Origin of the sequence: Acinetobacter sp. Ver3, assembly GCF_000632455.1 — a bacterium.
GTDB lineage: Bacteria > Pseudomonadota > Gammaproteobacteria > Pseudomonadales > Moraxellaceae > Acinetobacter.
This window is the reverse complement of sequence record NZ_JFYL01000051.1, coordinates 1-19,762: the sequence shown is the minus strand read 5'-3', so window position 1 is coordinate 19,762 and position 19,762 is coordinate 1. Positions and strand designations below refer to the sequence as shown.

Here is a 19,762-nt window from a genome sequence, read left to right as displayed (position 1 = left end):
TATTTTTTGCATGAACTGCCAGAAGAGCAGCTAAAAAAGCTTTCCCAAGATGATATTCAAAAGATTCACCAAGCAGAGCAACTCTATTGGAGTAATAAGGCGTATACCAAATTTTATGCTGCATTTAATGGTTCTAAAACGAAAAAAGGTGGTTTAGTAAGAGCATCTACTGATACCTATAAGGTCAAAGGTATTTCTTTAGCTTTAGTAGGCGATGAAGCGATATATACTGATGGTTCAACAGCAAAAATTATCTCTGGTGCTGGTAGTGCCATCACTGTTCATAATCGATCCGCAGCACTTATTGGCTCACCATTAGAAAATGGTGATGAAATTATCGATAGTCCAATAACCGCTCATGTCTTACGTTTGTATCATGATGCCGCTTTACCCAAAGATTTCATGATTTCTATAATTGGGGGATCAAAGAATGTCTAAAGATTTTGGCATTCATGGCTCTACCACAAGCCACGGTGGAACAGTGTTATCCACTCAATCTCGAAGTTCTCAAATGGGAAACCTATTTCTTCGTGCGGGAGATGGTTTTGCTTGCCCTAAATGCAAAACCTGGTCCACTTTGATTAAAAGCAATGACCATGTGATTTTTGATGGTAAAGCAGTCGCTTATGTCGGTGATAAGTTCACGTGTGGTGCTACTTTAATGCCTAAACAAGTTCATGTTGTTGGCACAAGCGGTGGAGCTAGTTCTACTTCTAGTATCTCAACAAAAACCACACCTCTCATGAGTAATTTAGTTGAAGATACTGCGAAAGAAATCCATAAAATTCAGTTCAAAATTATAGATGAAGATTCTCAGGAATTACTTTCAGATATGTTGTATGAACTTTATAGCAAAGAATCAGGGGAATTATTAGTTCAAGGCTATACAGATGAACACGGCATGACAGCGATTTACGAAAGCGAGTATCAACCAGAAGCTATTGAACTTATAACGTTGGACTTGTCGAAGACATTAGATCCCTTATAAATAATACTAGGAGAAAAAATGAGTGATACTGGTCGCTTAATCTATCATAGCAATTACGATAAAACTCCTATTCAGGCTCAAGCAGCGGAACGAATTGATTTAAAAGGAACAGTCAATATGTGCCGAGCTGATGATGGGTTTCTTACAGCATGTGAAGGTTGGCAAAACTTAATTAAAGTGAAACAAATAGTACCTTATACTTTTTGTATTCCACAGCATCTTTGGGATCATATTAAGAGACGACAACCTTTTGAGTATGATATGGCTTTAAGATTCGGCTTGGAGTTTGATTTAAGGCAAATTGAGAAAGATACACCTGGATTTATTTATACTGAATATTTTCACACAATGATGTATCTCAAATTTGCTACATATATTACTAAGGTTAGTAAAGACAAAGCACTGATAGCAGCCACTGAATTATTAAAAGATACATTTAAAATTCGAATTGCTGCTCATTATAAAAATAAGGAAGATATCATTCAGCTTACGCCAGCTGGCTATGGTATGTTTTCAAAAGCAGAATATGTCGGTAAAGCCGGGCAAATTCTAAAAAATGGTGGTCCTTTTATGATTAGTGAAAGATTGTATACGATGATTTTTGGAAAAAGATGGAATAAACAAGCTCATAGTTTTGCTGTTTCAGAAGGCTACAGAACTCCTAGAAAAGAAGAATTTGAAAAATTTGATGGAACGTATTAATGAAAAAGATCTTCTCTCTATTAATTTGCTCTCTGCTTCTTTCTTCTTGCTCTAATGCTAAAAAAAATACAATTGATGAAGACGAGTTAGATAAACAAATAGTACAAACAAAAATTATGGCTATTTCAAGTAGTTTAGAAAGTGCAAGCTTTGTTTATAGAGCTGCATATAAAAATTCAGAAAACCCTTCGGAAGTTAACGATCACTTATATTTATATGCTTTGAGTGAAATTGAATCACTTTTTAATACTTATGATATGGGGGGGTTAGACTATAAGAAAGACATTACAAGTTACAGGTTAATATCGGGGGATGCTATTGATTCAATGTGTATTATTAATAAATTTTTGAAAAAATATCAGAATCATTTGGAAAGAAAAGAATTAGCAAAACGATATGATGCAACTTTGAATAAAACTTTTGTGTTGCAAAGTGAATATTTAAATCTTTTAAAAAATGATCCAGATTTAATTAATGGATCTCAATGTTTAAAGTTAAATTAATATATTTTACCTTATGCGTAATTAAAAGCCCAATTATCACCAATTGGGCTTTTTTTGATTCTTCACGTTCCATGCTTAAAATTTTAATTAATGCTTCACGTCTTTAATGAATTAAACTAAATAGTGGTACTCAAGCAAATATTCCTCTTAGTTTTCTTATAGATTGAGAAATTTTAGCTGTTTTATCATTTGGTAAAGAACATTTAGCTAAACGAACCCAAACGCTCCAGAATTGTTTCATAAAGTTTGCTTCATTATAGTGAATGCCATATTCCTCACATAACGCTTTAATTTTTGGCGCAGCTTCTGCATAGCGATTTGCAGGCATATCAGGGAATAAATGATGCTCGATTTGATGACTCAAATTACCACTCAAAATATGCAGCCATGATGTTCCCGTAAAGTTACTTGAGCCTCGAATTTGACGTAAATACCATTCTGCTCGCGTTTCATTTTCGGTATTATCCATCTCAAATGTTTCTGCATCTTCAGTAAAATGACCATTAAAAATCACTGCAGATGACCACAGACTTCTAATTACATTTGCAACTGCATTTCCTACGAAGACAGGAAGCGCATTTGGACCAGCGATAATCGGGAAAAAGATATAATCCTTCACCACCTGACGTCGTACTTTTTTTCTTAATTTTTCAGCATCTTTCCACACTTGGTTCCAAGATTTGGTTTTATAAACAAGCGCGTCTTCCAAGTGTAGATTTTGAACACCGACATACCATTCAAAAAACACCATCAATTGAATCGCTAATGGAATATTTAATAAAAATCTTGGTTCCCAACGTTGAGCTGCTGAGACACGAAGTAAGCCATAACCTACATCATGATCCATCCCCACAATATTGGTATAAGTGTGATGTACATAGTTATGAGTATATTTCCAGTCATCGCCTGTTGAGATAGTATCCCAATCATATGTTGCACCGTTTAAACTAGGATCATTCAACCAGTCAAATTGACCATGCATCACATTATGTCCAAGCTCCATATTCTCAACAATTTTGGACACGCCCAGTAATCCTGTACCCACCAACCAAACAGGTGGAATCCAACCACCAAACATCAGCAATGCACGTGAGCCAATCTCGCTATAGCGAACAAAGTTGCGAATCTTATGAATATATTTGGCATCTTGTTCACCCAAATCATTCATAATACTGAGTCTAATCTGCTCAACGCGTTGTCCAAACGCTTCAATTTGCTCAGCGGTCAGATGTTTAGATTTTGATTGCCATGTTGTATTAAGTGACATATTCATTATTTTTCTCCAGTCTTATACGATATCGTTAAATTACAAATTAATCACAACAGGGCTTACTGCCTGACTAATACATAATTTAATTTGTCGATTTGGCTCATGTTCAATTTCACCTGTGAGCATATTTTTAGTAACGCCACTCACTTTGTTACAGACACATGCATTACAAATACCCATTCGGCATCCATGAGCGGGTCTTAATCCAGCCTCTTCAGCACTCACCAATAAACTTTTTTGAGCTTCAAACGATTTCTGACTACGGATAAACGTGACGGATTGTTTTTCAATTTCTTCATCTACACGGATTTGAAAAAACTCTTGTTTGAGCTGATTGCTGATCCTCGTTTCATGACAAATTTGATTTACAGCTTGCATCATCGAAGTTGCACCGCATGCATAAATCTGTGCTTGCCTAAAACTTGGCATTAACTGCTCTAACAACGCCAATGTCAGATATTGTTTATGTTGTCGTGTATTAAAATAGTGATAATTAAAATGATCATGTTTTGAAGCGAGCTGTTGTAGTTTCACGTGGAACGCATCATCTCGACAGAAATAAATTAAATATATAGGTACAGATAATGTGTTTAAAGCCTTCGTAAGCAATGCATAAATGGCGGTAATGCCACTCCCCGACGCCAATAACACAATTGGCTGTTGAGTCGGCTCAAGCGTAAATTCACCTTGCGCTTGAGAAATTTCCACAACAGAACCTATCGCCAATTGGCTTAAACAATTCGACACTACTCCTTGAGCTCGGACAGCAATCACCAGATTACCTGTCGCAGAAATTTCCACAATCGAATAACTACGTTGTAGACGCACGCCTGCAACTACGACTGTGACTAAAACACTTTGCCCTGCCTCAATCTGTTGAAAATCGAAATTGTGATTTGGACATAAATGAATCTCATAGAAATCGTGACTAAGTGCCTGACGACTCACGAGCGATGCTTTGACTTTTTTCCAAGCCAAAGTGGGATGTATTTTTTCAGCGATAAAATCGACGAAATCTTCTCGAATCCATTCAGGACGATATGACAGATAACTACTCATCTCAAACGTTCCTCTTTTGTATTTCAATTTAATTGAGTGAACAAGTGTTCTAATAGTGAACATGTGTACACTATATTGATTTTAAAATTGAGTCAACACATGTTCACTGACATTCGTCGTTTAATTTTTATATTTTTTTGATAGACTCATCTCGACTTCACTTCTCAGGTTTTAAGATGTCTATACGCGATGAACGTAAACAACAAAGTCGTCAGGCTTTACTGGATGCCGCTTTGCGCTTAAGCACATCTGGCCGTTCATTTAGCAGTATTAGTCTGCGTGAAGTTGCACGTGAGGTTGGTTTGGTGCCAACAGCCTTTTATCGACATTTTCAAGATATGGATGAATTAGGCCAAGAGTTAGTGGATCAAGTCGCGTTATATTTGAAAACCGTACTTCATCAGCTCGGTCAAGGTTTAGCCCACCCTGATGCTAAAGCCGAAACCAGCATGGAACTTTTTTTTGAAGCCATCGATTTAAATACCCAACCTTGGATTTTTATGATCGCAGAGCGCTGGGGTGGCTCTGAAGTAGTAAGACGTGCGATTGCTCGTGAAATTGAGTTTCTAAATTCTGATTTGGCCAATGACCTACAAAAATTCGAAATCGTACAAAATTTTCATCAAGCTAATGATCTAAAAATGTTGTCGAATATTTTAATTAATTTATGTTTTACATGGGCAATGTCTTGGATTAGCTTGGGCCGTCAATATTCAGGTATGGAGCTTGAATTACAAAAATTAGTACTCAAAAAACAGTCCATTACCCAAATACGATTAATCTTTAAAGGGATTTTGAATTGGAATAATACTGAGGCATAAAAAAAACCCGCTCAATGCGGGTTTTCTATTATTTAGCTTTGCGCTCTTTATCCAATAGATAATCGACCACTTGTAACACACGGCCATTATCACCTTGTACAACATATTTCCCATTTACTACAACAGCTGGCACACCCGTCAATTGATATTGTTGCGCTAATTTATTCGCTTGAGAGACTTTGGCAGTAATTGCGAAAGAATTATATAAACTATTGAATTTCGCTTCTGGGATACCATACTTCGTAAAGAATTGTGCTTGTGATTTTTGGTCAAAAATCTGCTTACCTTTGTCATGGATCGCGTGGAATAGAGGCAAATGGGTACGTTTACGAACACCAAGAGCTTCAGAAACGTAGTAGCCACGTGCATTCTGTTCCCATACTTTGTTCATTGCAGCAGGTGTACGGACAAAATTCACATCTTTTGGAATTTTACGTAACCAAGATTGCATATGAGGTTCTAAAGTAAAGCAATGACCACAGCCATACCAAAAGAACTCACGTACTTCCAATTTACCAGCGACATCAACCTTTCCTGGGTTTTGCACGACCGTATAATCTTTGCCTTCAACAAAGTTCGCCATTGCACCTGTTGAAAGTGCCATCAGCACCGCAGCGGCAACGCCACTAAAAACCACCTTTTTCATTAAGTTTTTATCCTCTAAATCATTCTGATTAGCATATGGTTTCACTATAAAACAAATATGAGAAAATCGTTTTGATTCTGTGAACTTTTTTACAAGATTTATCGCTTTTTTTGGAATTAGCGATACACTAAGATCTGATATAAATTCTACTCATTAAAACGAACTTTGCTAAGGTGGCTGTAATGACTCAACTGAATGTTGACCCACAAGAAATTGCTAAATTTGAAGCACTTGCTGCAGTATGGTGGGATCAACACTCTGAGTTTCGCCCTCTCCATCAAATCAATCCATTACGATTGAATTGGATTGATGAACATGCAGGTGGTCTTAGTGGCAAAAAAGTCCTAGATGTGGGCTGTGGCGGCGGTATTTTGGCCGAAAGTATGGCACGCCGTGGTGCCGATGTCCTCGGTATCGATATGGGCGCAGCACCATTAAATGTCGCACGTCTGCATGCAGAACAAGAAAACGTAACCAATATCGAATATCGTCAAATTCCAGTTGAGCAATTGGCTGAAGAACAAGCTGGTCAATACGATGTCGTAACTTGTATGGAAATGTTGGAACATGTACCAGATCCAGCGTCAATCATTCAAGCATGCCAAAAACTGGTGAAACCAAACGGTCATGTATTCTTCTCCACAATTAACCGTAATCCAAAATCATATTTATTTGCGATTATCGGTGCAGAGTATGTGTTACGTCTTTTGAAAAAAGGAACTCATGACTATCATAAATTTATTAAACCTTCTGAATTAGCGCATGATATTCGTAACGCAGGTTTAAAACTTAAAGATATGACAGGCTTACATTACAACCCATTAACTAAACATTATTGGTTAGCCCCAAATGTCGATGTGAACTATATGGTTTACACCCATAATGAGGTGAATGAATGAAGGCCGTACTTTTCGACCTAGATGGGACTTTAATTGACACTGCTGCGGATTTTATTCGTATTATTCAAGCAATGTGTCGTGAAGAAGGTCGAGAGATCGTAGATGCAGCCCTGATCCGAACTCAGGTCTCCGAGGGCGCTCGGGCGATGGTGAAATTGGTTTATCCTGAATTACAGGTTGATGATCCTATTTTCCTTGCACATCGTCAGCGCTTTCTAGATATCTATGGTGCTGATATTGCTGTGGATACAGACCTTTTTGCAGGAATGTATCCTTTAATTGAGGACTTGGAACAACGGGATATTCCATGGGGAATTGTGACAAACAAACCTCGTTGGCTGAGTGAGGCACTACTTCAAGCCTTAAACTTAACTGAACGTTGTGCCGTTCTCGTATGCCCAGAAGATGTTAAGCACACTAAACCTGACCCAGAACCAATGTATCTCGCTGCTCAACAAATTAATGTTCCAGCTGAACAATGCATTTATGTTGGTGATCATCCACGTGATATTGATGCAGGTCGAAGCGCAAATATGTACACGATTTTGGCTGCTTACGGATATTTACCATTAGAACACAAAGATGACTTAGATTCTTGGCAGGCAGATTGTATAGTGAATGATGTACAAGAATTACATCAACACTTAATCGAATTGATCGAATCTCACCAAAAAACAGCTTAATTAGAACAATGAAGGAGGTCGCACATGAAATATTCAGAATATCAGCCTCGCCCAGATTTATTGAAAGACAAAGTAATTTTAATTACGGGTGCAGGTGATGGCATTGGACGCGCAGCAGCGTTGAGCTATGCTTTACATGGTGCGACCGTCGTTCTTCATGGTAGAACGCTGAACAAGTTAGAAGTGATCTATGACGAAATTGAAAGTTTAGGTGCTCCTCAACCTGCAATTTTGCCACTGCAACTTTCTACTGCAACAGCATATGATTACGAACGTCTTGTGGAAACGCTTGACCAACAATTTGGTCGTTTAGATGGGATTTTGCACAATGCTGGGATTTTAGGTGAGCGCGTTGAATTGGCCCACTACCCTGCTGAAGTGTGGGATGATGTAATGGCTGTAAATTTAAGAGCACCTTTTGTTCTTACTCAACATTTACTTCCATTATTAGAAAAATCTCAAAATGCCTCTGTTGTTTTTGCAAGCTCAGGTGTCGGTCGTGAAGCACGTGCGAAATGGGGCGCATACTCAGTTTCAAAAATTGCCATTGAAGCGGTCAGTCAAATTTTTGCAAAAGAAAATGTCTATCCAAATATCCGTTATAACTGCATTAATCCTGGTGCAACACGAACAGCTATGCGTGCTAAAGCATATCCTGATGAAGATCCGAAAGTATTGGCAACGCCTGAACAAATCATGCCAGCTTATTTATATTTAATGGGCGAAGACAGTATAGGGATGAATGGTCAGAGTATTGATGCTCAGGATTAGTTTTTTCAAAATTACATGATGAGGATCGTCAGATCCTCTTTTTTTAAATTATAGTTCTAACAAAACCTATTAAAAAATTTACCTTTAGATTTTAAAAGCTTAAACAAATAAGTCTCAACAACTTTTGAATACACCCATAAATTAAGAAATTATCTAATGGTAGTATCACTTACTTTGCTTTAAGCGTCTTAAGTATTTATAACTTAATAAAAACCCGACAATAATGTCGGGCTTTTATTTCATTCTGATCAGTCAAATAAACGATCGAAGAATGATTTCTTTTTAGGTGAAGATTTACTGTCCGCACCATCTAAAGATTCTTGTAACTCTTTTAAAAGTTCACGTTGACGTGCAGTTAAGTTGACTGGTGTTTCAATCACGATACGGCAAAGTAAATCACCTTGCATACTTGTGCGTACTGGTTTTACACCCTTGCCACGTAGACGGAACATTTTACCTGTTTGTGTTCCCTCAGGTACTTTCAAGTTCACACGACCATCAAGGGTTGGAATCTCAATTTCTTTACCCAATGCAGCATCAGCGATACTAATCGGCACATCCATATACAAGTCCGCGCCATCACGTTGGAAGATTTCATGTTCACGAACATTAACTTCTACGTATAGATCACCTGATTGACCATCACGAATCGCTTCACCTTTTCCAGTTAAACGAACGCGATCGCCATTATCTACGCCTGCAGGAATGGTAACTTCAAGTGTCTGTTGACGATCTTTAACACCTGAACCATGACAAGTGCCACAAGGATTTTTAATAATCTTACCTTGTCCGCGACAAGTGCTACACGTTTGCTGAACTGAGAAGAAACCTTGTTGCATACGGACCTGGCCAGCCCCGTGACAAGTTTTACAGGTTTCAACATCATTCGGGTTTTTAGAACCTTTACCATCACACACTTCACATGGTGCTGGCGCAGTAAAAGTGATTGTTTTCTTTACGCCACGTACAGCTTCTTCTAAGCTGAGCTCAAGCACATAACGTAAGTCTGAACCACGTCTTTGACGCTGTTGGCGACCGCCGCCACCAAACGCGCCACCGAAAATGTCACCAAACTGACTAAAAATGTCTTCAGCGCTAAAACCGCCACCGAAACCACCGCCGCCGCCACCGAAGCCGCCTTCAAACGCATTATGTCCCATGCGGTCATACATGCTGCGTTTTTCACTATCAGATAAAACTTCATACGCTTCAGCAGCTTCTTTGAATTTTTCTTCTGCTTCAGCATTATCAGGGTTACGGTCTGGATGATATTTCATCGCCAACTTACGGTAGGCTTTTTTAATTTCATCATCACTAGCTGTTTTAGAAACCCCTAAAACCTCATAATAATCACGTTTAGCCATGTCTGGCGATGCTCCACAAAAAAATTTGATATGACTTCTCTGCGGAATATGTTGGGGTCATATTCCGAGATTACAAGTAAATTAAATCATTATTTTAAAAAGCGGCTTTTTTCTGGAGATATTTCACTAAGCCTTTAAGCCATGCATTTAGGAGAAATAGCCATGCAATTGTGGTAAAAATGACACCAATCACCGTACACCCTTTCACCCATAACACACTATCCCAATAGATAAAGCAGGCAGGAATAAACCAAAGAGCAGCAAATGCGGCCATCATCATGAATAGCACAACATTTCGTGCAATCCATAATGCTTGAGCATGGATCCAGACTTCAGCGTCTTGTGCTTGAGCCACTTTTTGCGCTAAAAAATAGGCGATTGCAGCACTGATACCAGTGAACAATGCAAGAAACATGAATACATAAGACATCGTAATTAATCGACGATGTCTTGTTAAATTGTCTCGCCCCATGGATGCTTTTTTATACCTCAACCGAGTGCACATTCAGTTTTTTTATGTACTCAGCCCACTGTGTTATTTTGTGTTAAAAACTAGGGACTACTATATTGAATTTTTCAATGCTTCGCACCTAGTATTCACATAAAACTACGCGGTTTTTGACTCTTTTTTTACTTTAAACCATGCCGCATAGAGTGCTGGCAAGAAGAACAGCGTTAATAATGTTGCGATAATGAGTCCACCCATAATTGCTACCGCCATTGGACCAAAGAAGATACTGCGTGAAAGCGGAATCATTGCCAACACAGCAGCCAATGCAGTCAAAATAATTGGACGGGCACGGCGTACTGTCGCTTCTAAAATCGCTTCCCATTGAGAATGACCTGCTTTGATATCTTGCTCGATCTGATCAATCAAGATAAGCGAATTACGCATAATCATTCCAGATAAAGCAATGGTACCTAGCATCGCCACAAACCCGAAAGGCTTATTGAATATTAACAGGAACAATACCACGCCAATTAAACCCAAAGGCGCGGTCAAGAAAACAATAAACGAACGTGAAATACTCTTGAGCTGAATCATGAGCAAGGTAAAGACCACAGCCAAAAATAACGGCATGCCAGCATTTACTGAAGTTTGCCCACGTGCAGATTCCTCCACAGTGCCTCCCACTTCTACCAGATAACCACTTGGAAGTTCGGCACGAATTTTCTCAATAGATTCAGTTAATTCACCAACCACAGTAGCTGGTTGGAGTTTAGTCCGAATATCTGCGCGCACAGTAATGGTCGGCAAACGGTTACGATGCCAAATCAGTCCATCTTCAAACTTATATTGAATATTCGCAATCTGTGCCAATGGAACTGTTGTACCTTGACTCGTCGGTACAGCAAGACTTTGTAACGATGCCACATCAACACGTTCCGCTTGATCGCCACGTAAACGAATATCAATTAATTCCCGTTTCTCACGATACTGATTAATCGCAGCCCCTGTTATTGAGCTATTTAAGAAATTCGCCAAATCTAAGCTAGATACGCCTAACTGACGTGCACGATCTTGATCAATTTCAAGTGAAATAATTTTACTCGGCTCACCCCAATCTAAATGAACATTGGTGGTATTCGGATTTTCACTGATTGCTTGTGACACTAATTGTGCTCGTTGACGAACAGTATTTAAATCTTCACCAGAAACACGGTATTGAATTGGATAACCGACTGGTGGTCCATTTTCCAATAGCGATACACGCGTCCGTACCTCAGGCAATAACTTGCTAATTTCTTCACTCAGATTCTTGCGAATCTCATCTCGCTCATCTAATGAGGAAGCCAAAACCACAAATTGTGCAAAGCTCGCCTGAGGTAGTTGTTGATCAAGTGGTAAATAGAAACGTGGAGAACCTGTACCAACATAAGCGACGTAATTATCGATCCCTTTTTGAGTCGACAAGAATTTTTCTACTTTTTTAACCGCATTTTCTGTCGCTGTTAGAGAAGCACCTTCCTCTAGTTTTAGATCCACTAATATTTCAGCACGGTTTGATGGTGGGAAAAATTGTTGTGGAACAAATTTAAACATCAAAATTGACAAGACAAATATCGCAACCGTCGCAGCAATGACGGTTTTACGATAAGTAATACATAACTCAACCCAAGATTTAAATTTTTGATACATCTTAGTTTGATATGGATCGTGATGCTCACCATGGTGTTGAACGACGGGTTGTGGCTCTGGTTGTTGACGTAATCTTGCCCATAAGCGTTGATACCACGGAGCTTTCTGATTCATTTGATTAAAATCAGGCAGTAATTTGTCACCTAAATAAGGAACAAACAGTACCGCTGCAAACCATGACACCACCAAAGCAATGGTTACAACTTGGAAGATTGAGCGAGTATATTCACCTGTGCTCGACGCAGCAGTGGCAATCGGCAAGAATCCAGCTGCAGTGATCAGCGTCCCCGTTAACATTGGAAATGCGGTCGACTTCCAAGCAAAACCTGCGGCTTTTAATCTGCTATATCCTTGTTCCATTTTAATGGCCATCATTTCAACTGCAATGATGGCGTCATCAACCAAAAGTCCAAGTGCTAAAATTAACGCGCCTAAAGAAATCTTGTGCAGTCCAACATCAAAGAAATTCATGCCTGCGAACGTCATTGCCAAGACCAAGGGAATAGAGAAAGCGACCACTAATCCTGTACGGAAACCTAAAGAGAAGAAGCTGACCAATAAGACAATAATCACGGCCTCTGCGAGCACTTTGATAAATTCGTGAATACTGCGTTGCACCGCTACAGGCTGATCTGAAACTTTTTTAAGTTCCATCCCTAAAGGTAAAGTTTGTTGTAGATCATTAAAGGTCTTTTCTAGATTTTTCCCTAGCGCAATGATGTCACCACCCTTACGCATAGACACCGCAATACCAATACCATTTTTGCCCATAAAGCGCATACGTGGTTGAGCTGGCTCACTAAAGCCACGGTAAACTTCAGCCACATCGCCCAATTGAATGGTCTTATCACCAACCAGTAATGGCATGTTCTTGAGATCTTCGACTGATTTCAATTGTCCGCTGACACGCACTTGAATACGATCTGAGCTTGTTTCAAAGAAACCTGCGCTCGCCATGGTATTTTGTTTTTGTAGTGCTTCTTGAATTGCAGAAACTGGAATACCCAATTGAGCGGTTTTCGTATTTGAAATTTCTATCCAAATTTTTTGATCTTGCAAGCCAACTAAATCAACCTTACCGACATCTTGTACACGTTGTAGTTGCAGCTGTAAGCGATCGGCATATTCCTTCATCACGGCATAATCAAAATCATTACCCGTTAAGACATAAATGTTCCCAAAGGTGTCACCAAATTCATCGTTAAAGAATGGACCTTGAACACCGCTAGGAAGTTGGTGTTTGATATCTCCAATTTTTTTTCTAACCTGATACCAAACATTCGGTAATTCATGGGAACGCAGCGAGTCTTTGGCAACAAAGGTCACCATTGATTCACCAGGACGAGAATAGGCTGCAATACGATCATAGAGCCCCGTACTCATTAATTCTTTTTCAATGCGATCAGTTACTTGCAATGAAACTTCTTCCGCTGTCGCACCTGGCCAATAGGTTTGAACCACCATTACTTTGAAACTAAATGGAGGGTCTTCACTTTGTGATAGTTTTGAGTAGGAATAAACACCCAATATTCCCATCAAAATCATGAAATAAAGGATCAGTCCCTTATTTTTTAACGCCCATTCTGACAAGTTAAAGTTCATATTTTCGCTCCAACTTGTCCTGCTTTCACATTGACTGCACGGTTTTGACGGTCAATCGGATTAATTTTTTGTTTATCTCGCAGTAAGTGTACACCGCCAACCACGATCCAATCAGAAGCTTTTAAACCTTGGGTCACAGGTACCGTATCACGACCATAAGCACCTATTTGAACATTCACCTTACGGATACTGTGATCTGGATTCACAACCCAAACATAAGGCTGATCTTCTGTTGCAGATACACTGGTCAAAGGAACATTAATCACATTTGAACTGGTATTTGAAAAAAATACTCGCGCACTTTGTCCAAGTTGAATTGCTGAACGCCCTTCAGTCAAAGCAACTTTGACACTAAATGTTCTAGATTGGTCGGCAGCAGGTGAAATTTCACGCACATATGCGGCGAAACGCTCCTCTGGTTTTGACCATAGCGTAACCCAAGCTTTTTGACCTGTTTTAATTTCTGATACTGCTTGTTCTGGCACACCAATCACCACTTCACGATCACCATCTATCGCCAGTTGATATGCTGCCTGCCCTGCTGCGATCACTTGACCAACTTCAATACTACGCTCAGTGATGACGCCATTTTTATTGGCAATGAGTTGGTTATATCCCGTCTGATTACTACTCACTGCATAATTTGATTGTGCTTGTTTTAAATTGGACATGGCCGATTTATATTGATTTTCTACGGCATCATATTGCGAACGACTCACCGCATTAATAGGTAATAACTGCTTAAAGCGTTTGTATTCTTCTTCGGCAATTTTGGCTGCAGATTGCGCGCTTTCTAACTGAGCTTTTGAAGCATTTAACTGCAGTTGAGCATCTTTCACATCTAATTTTGCTAAGACTTGCCCGACTTTGACTCGATCCCCTACATCAACATAGCGTTCAGTAATTTGTCCTCCAACACGGAAAGCCAATGCCGTTTGCTGTCTCGCCTGAACTTCTCCTGCATAACTTTTCAGTTCATCTTGGGAAGTATTCGGCTGGGCAACCATCACAAATGGAATTTGTTCCTCTGTGGGTTTATCCTTACTACACGCGGTGAGTATCACGCTACAAATGAGCATTAGACTGTATGTGGCAAATTTTTGAGGACTCATGTGCACTGCTCTTATGTCAATTTTTAGGCAAATCAAATTAGGGATATTAATTTGATTATTTTTTAATTAATATACCGCATGGCACAGTAATTAAAAATCATTTTTCAAGGTATGACCTAAACTGTTTTTTTTGGATTTTTTTGTGCAAATGAATATTGGACGTCCTAAGGATTTAGTTAAAAAGAAACAAATATTAGAGGCAGCTAAACGTTTGTTTCTAAAACAGGGCTTTCATGGTTCAAGCATGAATCAAATTGCCAAAGAAGCTGGCGTGACTAAACTGACGGTGTATAACCATTTTCAAGATAAAGAATCGTTATTTACCTATGCAATTGCAGAAACGTGCGAAGAATCAATCAATGCTCGGCGAATCCAATTACACCCTGAATCCAATTTTTTAGAAGACTTCTATCAGGTATGTAGTTTAGCGCTGCAAATTGTCAATCTTCCTGAAGCCATTAAGCTTGAGCATTTATTATTAGAATTGGCAGCAGAGCAAAATCCTTTGGCTGAACCTTTTTATAATGCATCTCATAAGCGGTTATTTGTGGTATGGACTGATTTTTTTGCTCAAGCGATTGAGCACGGATTTATCCAGAAAGATGATGCTGAAAAGCAAACACATTTGCTCCTTTCTTTACTCTTAGGGCATCGACATCATGAAGTATTATTAGGTGTTCGTCAGGTTCCCAGTGAAGCAGAATGTGATGAAATTATTCATCAAGCCATCGAATTATTTATGCTGAAATACAAAAAATAGCTCTCTCCATTCTTAAATGGCGTATTTTTCACCTAATTTTCTTTAAATTATTTTGCAATCGCTTGGCATGTCATGAATAAGCGGTATAGTCAAAAGAACAAGAAAAGGAGAAAAAAATGATTCAACAAATTGATGCTCCATTACGTGAAGACGTACGCTTACTCGGTAATCTTTTAGGAGAGACTTTAAAAGAACAAGCTGGACAAGATTTGTTTAATCAAGTTGAACAAATTCGTGCACTCGCGAAAGGTGCACGTGATGGTGATAGCGAAGCTGAAAAACAATTAGAAAGTTTATTTTTAAGTTTAAAAGATGATGAGATTCTTCCACTGACACGCGCTTTTTCACATTTTCTGAACTTTGCCAATATTGCAGAACAATATCATGTGGTACGTAGCCGTCGCCAAAATGAGTTTGATAAAAACGGCGCTGCTGCGAATGTCCTTATTCCCCTTTTTGAAAAATTTCAACAACAGCTGATTTCAGCGGAAACCCTTTATCAACAAATTTGTGAGCTAAATATTGAGCTTGTACTCACCGCACATCCTACGGAAGTTAGTCGTCGCACCTTGATCCAAAAATATGATGGGATCAACGAGTGTTTATCTAAGTTTGATCAGCAAAAGCTGACCCCCAAACAGCGCGCTCAAGTTCTTTCTGAATTAAAACAATTGGTTTGTTCAGCATGGCAAACCGATGAAATTCGCCAACATCGTCCAACCCCAATTGATGAAGCAAAATGGGGTTTTACTACCATTGAGCAAACTTTATGGAACGCTATTCCTAAGTTTGTCCGTGAATTGAATCAATTGGTTCAAGAGCATTGTTCTCAAGCTTTACCTTTAGATATTGCACCTGTGCGGTTTGCATCTTGGATGGGTGGTGACCGAGATGGAAACCCAAATGTCACACACAAAGTGACTCAAGAAGTTTTATGGTTATCTCGATGGAAAGCCGCGGATCTCTACCTCCGAGATATTGAAGATTTACGTTGGGAGCTTTCTGTTCAGGCGTGCAGTGATGAACTAAAGACTGCCTTAGGTCAGCCTCATCCAGAGCCTTATCGTGAATATTTAAGAACAACACGTGAACGCTTAAAAATTACCAGAGAATGGCTCACTGCAAAATTACAAGGTCAACATTCTGATGTGGATCGTAGCCAGATTATTCATCACAAAGATGAGTTGTTGAAGCCATTATTGTTATGTTATCGCTCATTAGTCGATTCAAACCTTTCCGGTATTGCTCAAGGAAAGTTACTCGATTTTATTTATCGCGTGAATTGTTTCGGTATTGAGTTATTAAAACTAGATATTCGCCAAGAGTCAGGTCGTCATCGTCAAGCAATTTCAGCGATTACTGAGTATCTTGGACTTGGCAATTTTGAGACATGGACTGAACAAGCCCGTCAAAACTTCTTATTACAAGAACTGCAAAGCAAACGCCCTTTACTTCCTAAGCATCTTAATGAATCTGCTCAAAGTCTTATTGAGCATCCTGATGTTCAAGAAGTATTCGCTACCATGCGAACTTTGGCAGAACAACCTGCTGAAAGTCTAGGTGCTTATATTATTTCAATGGCGGAATATCCAAGTGACGTTTTGGCGGTTCTATTACTCCAAAAAGAAGCAGGTATTAAGCAACCTCTGCGTGTAGTTCCATTATTTGAAACGTTAAAAGATTTAGATGGCGCAGCTTCGACCATGAATACTTTATTCAGTATGCATTGGTACAAACAACATATTCAAAACAAGCACGAGGTCATGATTGGTTACTCTGACTCAGCAAAAGATGCAGGTTTCATGTCTGCGAATTGGGCTCAGTACCGTGCACAAGAAGAGTTAACAGCTATTGCCAAACAACATGGTATACAACTCACTTTGTTCCATGGTCGTGGTGGCTCAATTAGTCGTGGTGGTGCTCCAACCCAACAAGCACTATTTTCACAACCACCTGGCTCAATCTCAGGTGCAATCCGTGTGACTGAACAAGGCGAAATGATCCGATTCAAATTTGGATTAGAAGAAATCGCACTTCAAAATTTAGAGATTTATACCGCAGCTACCCTTGAAGCGACTTTACTCCCACCACCAGAACCCAAGGCAGCATGGCGCGAGTTGATGCATAAGATGACGGAACTCTCTGTGAATGTTTACCGTCAAACAGTCCGCGAAAACCCTCATTTTGTCCAATACTTAAGAACCGTGACGCCAGAGCTTGAATTACAGATGCTACCTTTGGGTTCAAGACCAGCTAAACGAAAAATCAGCGGTGGTATTGAATCCTTACGTGCAATTCCATGGGTATTTGCATGGACTCAAATTCGATTAATGCTTCCAGCATGGTTAGGTACTGGTGCAGCCATCAATCAAGTCATTTCAGAAGGTCACAAAGCTGAGCTAGATGAAATGTTAGAACAATGGCCTTATTTCCAAACTTTAATTGATATGTTGGAGATGGTGCTATCTAAATCAGATAGCAATGTCGCATTGTATTATGAATCTCATCTCACCCAAGATGAAAATCTTAAAGTATTGGGTGCGGAACTACGCCAACGCTTACATGACGCAGTACAAACTTTATTGGCAATGAAAGGTGAATCTAAATTACTCAGTTCTAATGAAGTTCTTGATCAAGCCATGAAGATTCGTAAACCCTATCTTCTTCCATTACACCTGTTACAAGCAGAACTCATGAAAAGACGACGCGAATATTTAGCTGAACGAACTGTCGAACAAACTGAGGTTGACCATGCATTAATGGTAAGTATTGCAGGTATTGCTGCTGGATTACGTAATACGGGTTGATTTCACGACTGCCTATGCTCAAGTACCTTTATGGGCTTGAGCAAATTAGAGGCTTTATTCTAATTTTCAGTAATGACAACAAAGAACTATAAATTTTTTACTCAATATGGATATAGATTTTTTTGATATAGCTGAATTGCAATAGGCTGATTTTACTTTATTTTTAAAACATATTTTTTTTACCGATGGGTAAAAATTCAATAAAAGTCAGACCATTAGTTTTAATAATTTTTCAAGAAACAGATGATTTCTCATAAAACAGGCGTATGATGTGCACAATTTAACTATTGAGTGCTCACTTTATGACCAGTTGGTTTCCTAAATGGCGTCCCTTCACGGATGATATTGATACGCGTCCTGTTGGCACGACCGAATATTTACCTCCTGCGCAAAGTGTAGTTCTTGGCATTCAACATGCTTTTGCCATGTTTGGTGCGACAGTTTTAGCACCATTATTAATGGGTTTTGATCCTAATCTTGCTATATTAATGTCAGGTATTTGTACCCTGTTATTTTTCCTCATCACTGGCGGTCGAGTGCCCAGTTATTTAGGCTCAAGCTTTGCTTTTATTGGTGTAGTCATCGCGGCAACGGGCTATGCCGGTGCTGGAGCAAATGCGAATATTGCATTAGCTGCTGGGGGAATTATTGCCTGTGGTGTACTTTATGCCTTAATTGGTTTTCTGGTGATGGCAACAGGTACTCGATGGATTGAAAAGCTCATGCCTCCTGTCGTAACAGGTTCTGTGGTCATGATCATCGGTCTGCATCTTGCACCGGTAACGGTAAAAAGTGTCGCGGGTAATCCATTTAATATGTGGATGGCATTGATTACTGTCATGTGTATGGCTTCAATTGCAGTATTCACCAAAGGGATGCTACAACGCCTACTTTTACTTGTGGGTTTGGTGCTGTCTTATATCGTATACTTTGTTATTACGAATATCATGGGTTACGGTACTCCAATTAACTTCACGCCGATTACACAAGCTGCATGGTTTGGTCTGCCTAACTTTCATGCTCCTGAGTTCAGTACGAACGCGATGCTCATCATTGCTCCTGTAGCTTTAATTTTAGTGGCTGAAAACTTAGGTCACATCAAAGCAGTCTCTGCCATGACTGGTGAAAATCTAGACCCACATATTGGTAAAGCGTTTGTAGCCGATGGTGTTGCAACATCATTAGCCGGTGGTGTAGGTGCTCCAGGCATGACCACTTATGGGGAAAATATTGGCGTGATGGCTGTGACACGTGTCTATTCCACGATTATTTTTGCCATCGCAGGTGTATTCGCAATTTTCCTTGGCTTATCACCAAAATTTGGTGCAATTATTCAAACCATTCCAACTGCGATTCTTGCAGGTGCATCAATTGTGGTGTTTGGTTTAATTACCATCGCTGGTGCTAAAATTTGGATCGAACATCGTGTCGATTTCTCTAAAAATAAAAACCTCATGATTGCTGCAATCACGCTGATCTTAGGTACTGGTGACTTTGCGCTTCAATTTGGTAGCTTCAATTTAGGTGGTATTGGAACGGCTACCTTTGCTGCATTATTCCTGAATTGGTTCTTTAGCTTAGGTGGAAAGTCTAACTAAAAATCTATCGCATATAAAAAAAGAGAGCTTAATGCTC

18 protein-coding genes are annotated in these 19,762 nt (G+C 39.3%); 11 read left to right on the top strand and 7 right to left on the bottom strand.

Translation table 11 applies throughout. The annotated features are described in order from the left end of the window. From CL42_RS12130 to CL42_RS12115, 4 genes are all read left to right on the top strand, one after another. Positions 1-438, top strand: a 438-nt coding sequence (locus CL42_RS12130) for a PAAR domain-containing protein (protein WP_228133280.1), incomplete at its 5' end; no start/stop codon positions are given. Further along, the gene (locus CL42_RS12125) at positions 431-988 is read left to right on the top strand and encodes a PAAR domain-containing protein (protein WP_035268822.1); all 558 of its coding nucleotides are present in this window, start codon (positions 431-433) and stop codon (positions 986-988) included. The genes CL42_RS12130 and CL42_RS12125, both read left to right, overlap by 8 nt. An 18-nt stretch (positions 989-1,006) precedes the next feature. Beyond that, complete coding sequence (locus CL42_RS17050; protein WP_155756988.1) at positions 1,007-1,690, top strand: hypothetical protein; 684 nt, start codon at positions 1,007-1,009, stop codon at positions 1,688-1,690. Beyond that, positions 1,690-2,193: a hypothetical protein gene (locus tag CL42_RS12115; protein WP_035268821.1), complete on the top strand. Its 504-nt coding sequence runs from the start codon at positions 1,690-1,692 to the stop codon at positions 2,191-2,193. Before CL42_RS17050 ends, CL42_RS12115 begins: the two co-directional genes overlap by 1 nt. A 130-nt stretch (positions 2,194-2,323) precedes the next feature. Here CL42_RS12115 and CL42_RS12110 read toward each other — a convergent pair whose 3' ends face one another. Both CL42_RS12110 and CL42_RS12105 read right to left on the bottom strand, forming a co-directional pair. Then, a complete protein-coding gene (locus CL42_RS12110; RefSeq protein WP_035268820.1) occupies positions 2,324-3,466 on the bottom strand; it encodes a fatty acid desaturase family protein in 1,143 nt (380 codons plus the stop codon). A 33-nt stretch (positions 3,467-3,499) separates the two neighbouring features. Continuing rightward, positions 3,500-4,522 carry a flavin reductase family protein gene (locus CL42_RS12105; RefSeq protein ID WP_035268818.1) on the bottom strand — a complete coding sequence of 341 codons (1,023 nt, stop codon included), beginning with the start codon at positions 4,520-4,522 and terminating at the stop codon, positions 3,500-3,502. A 176-nt stretch (positions 4,523-4,698) separates the two neighbouring features. Here CL42_RS12105 and CL42_RS12100 point away from each other — a divergent pair, with 176 nt between their 5' ends. Continuing rightward, positions 4,699-5,343 (top strand): TetR family transcriptional regulator, encoded by a 645-nt coding sequence (locus CL42_RS12100; protein ID WP_035268816.1) that lies wholly within the window; start codon positions 4,699-4,701, stop codon positions 5,341-5,343. Between the two features lie 28 nt (positions 5,344-5,371). Here CL42_RS12100 and CL42_RS12095 read toward each other — a convergent pair whose 3' ends face one another. Continuing rightward, entirely contained in the window at positions 5,372-5,989 is a 618-nt protein-coding gene (locus CL42_RS12095; protein WP_035268825.1) for a thiol:disulfide interchange protein DsbA/DsbL, read from the bottom strand. A gap of 182 nt (positions 5,990-6,171) precedes the next feature. Here CL42_RS12095 and ubiG point away from each other — a divergent pair, with 182 nt between their 5' ends. Genes ubiG through CL42_RS12080 form a run of 3 tightly spaced genes read left to right on the top strand, consistent with a single transcriptional unit; the run spans position 6,172 to position 8,342 of the window. Continuing rightward, positions 6,172-6,888, top strand: coding sequence for a bifunctional 2-polyprenyl-6-hydroxyphenol methylase/3-demethylubiquinol 3-O-methyltransferase UbiG (gene ubiG / locus CL42_RS12090; protein WP_035268814.1), 717 nt, complete (start codon positions 6,172-6,174; stop codon positions 6,886-6,888). Next, positions 6,885-7,571 (top strand): HAD family hydrolase, encoded by a 687-nt coding sequence (locus tag CL42_RS12085; protein ID WP_035268813.1) that lies wholly within the window; start codon positions 6,885-6,887, stop codon positions 7,569-7,571. The genes ubiG and CL42_RS12085 overlap by 4 nt, the downstream gene beginning before the upstream one ends. A gap of 24 nt (positions 7,572-7,595) precedes the next feature. Beyond that, on the top strand, positions 7,596-8,342 hold the full coding sequence (locus CL42_RS12080) for a YciK family oxidoreductase (protein WP_035268812.1): 747 nt from the start codon (positions 7,596-7,598) through the stop codon (positions 8,340-8,342). A gap of 248 nt (positions 8,343-8,590) precedes the next feature. Here the strand turns inward: CL42_RS12080 and dnaJ are convergent, their stop codons facing one another. From dnaJ to CL42_RS12060, 4 genes are all read right to left on the bottom strand, one after another. Further along, positions 8,591-9,706: a molecular chaperone DnaJ gene (gene dnaJ, locus CL42_RS12075; RefSeq protein ID WP_035268804.1), complete on the bottom strand. Its 1,116-nt coding sequence runs from the start codon at positions 9,704-9,706 to the stop codon at positions 8,591-8,593. 94 nt (positions 9,707-9,800) lie between these two features. Then, complete coding sequence (locus CL42_RS12070) at positions 9,801-10,178, bottom strand: hypothetical protein (protein ID WP_035268802.1); 378 nt, start codon at positions 10,176-10,178, stop codon at positions 9,801-9,803. Positions 10,179-10,313: 135 nt separating this feature from the next. Further along, a complete protein-coding gene (locus tag CL42_RS12065; RefSeq protein WP_035268799.1) occupies positions 10,314-13,448 on the bottom strand; it encodes an efflux RND transporter permease subunit in 3,135 nt (1,044 codons plus the stop codon). Beyond that, entirely contained in the window at positions 13,445-14,560 is a 1,116-nt protein-coding gene (locus CL42_RS12060; protein ID WP_035268798.1) for an efflux RND transporter periplasmic adaptor subunit, read from the bottom strand. Before CL42_RS12060 ends, CL42_RS12065 begins: the two co-directional genes overlap by 4 nt. A gap of 142 nt (positions 14,561-14,702) precedes the next feature. On the opposite strand from CL42_RS12060, the gene CL42_RS12055 reads away from it, so the two are divergent. The 3 genes from CL42_RS12055 to CL42_RS12045 all read left to right on the top strand — a co-directional run bounded on the left by CL42_RS12055 (position 14,703) and on the right by CL42_RS12045 (position 19,725). Next, a complete protein-coding gene (locus CL42_RS12055) occupies positions 14,703-15,320 on the top strand; it encodes a TetR/AcrR family transcriptional regulator (RefSeq protein WP_035268797.1) in 618 nt (205 codons plus the stop codon). Positions 15,321-15,436: 116 nt separating this feature from the next. Then, positions 15,437-18,127, top strand: coding sequence for a phosphoenolpyruvate carboxylase (gene ppc / locus CL42_RS12050; protein WP_035268795.1), 2,691 nt, complete (start codon positions 15,437-15,439; stop codon positions 18,125-18,127). 302 nt (positions 18,128-18,429) lie between these two features. Further along, positions 18,430-19,725 (top strand): solute carrier family 23 protein, encoded by a 1,296-nt coding sequence (locus tag CL42_RS12045; RefSeq protein ID WP_035268794.1) that lies wholly within the window; start codon positions 18,430-18,432, stop codon positions 19,723-19,725. The last annotated feature ends 37 nt before the right edge of the window (positions 19,726-19,762 follow it).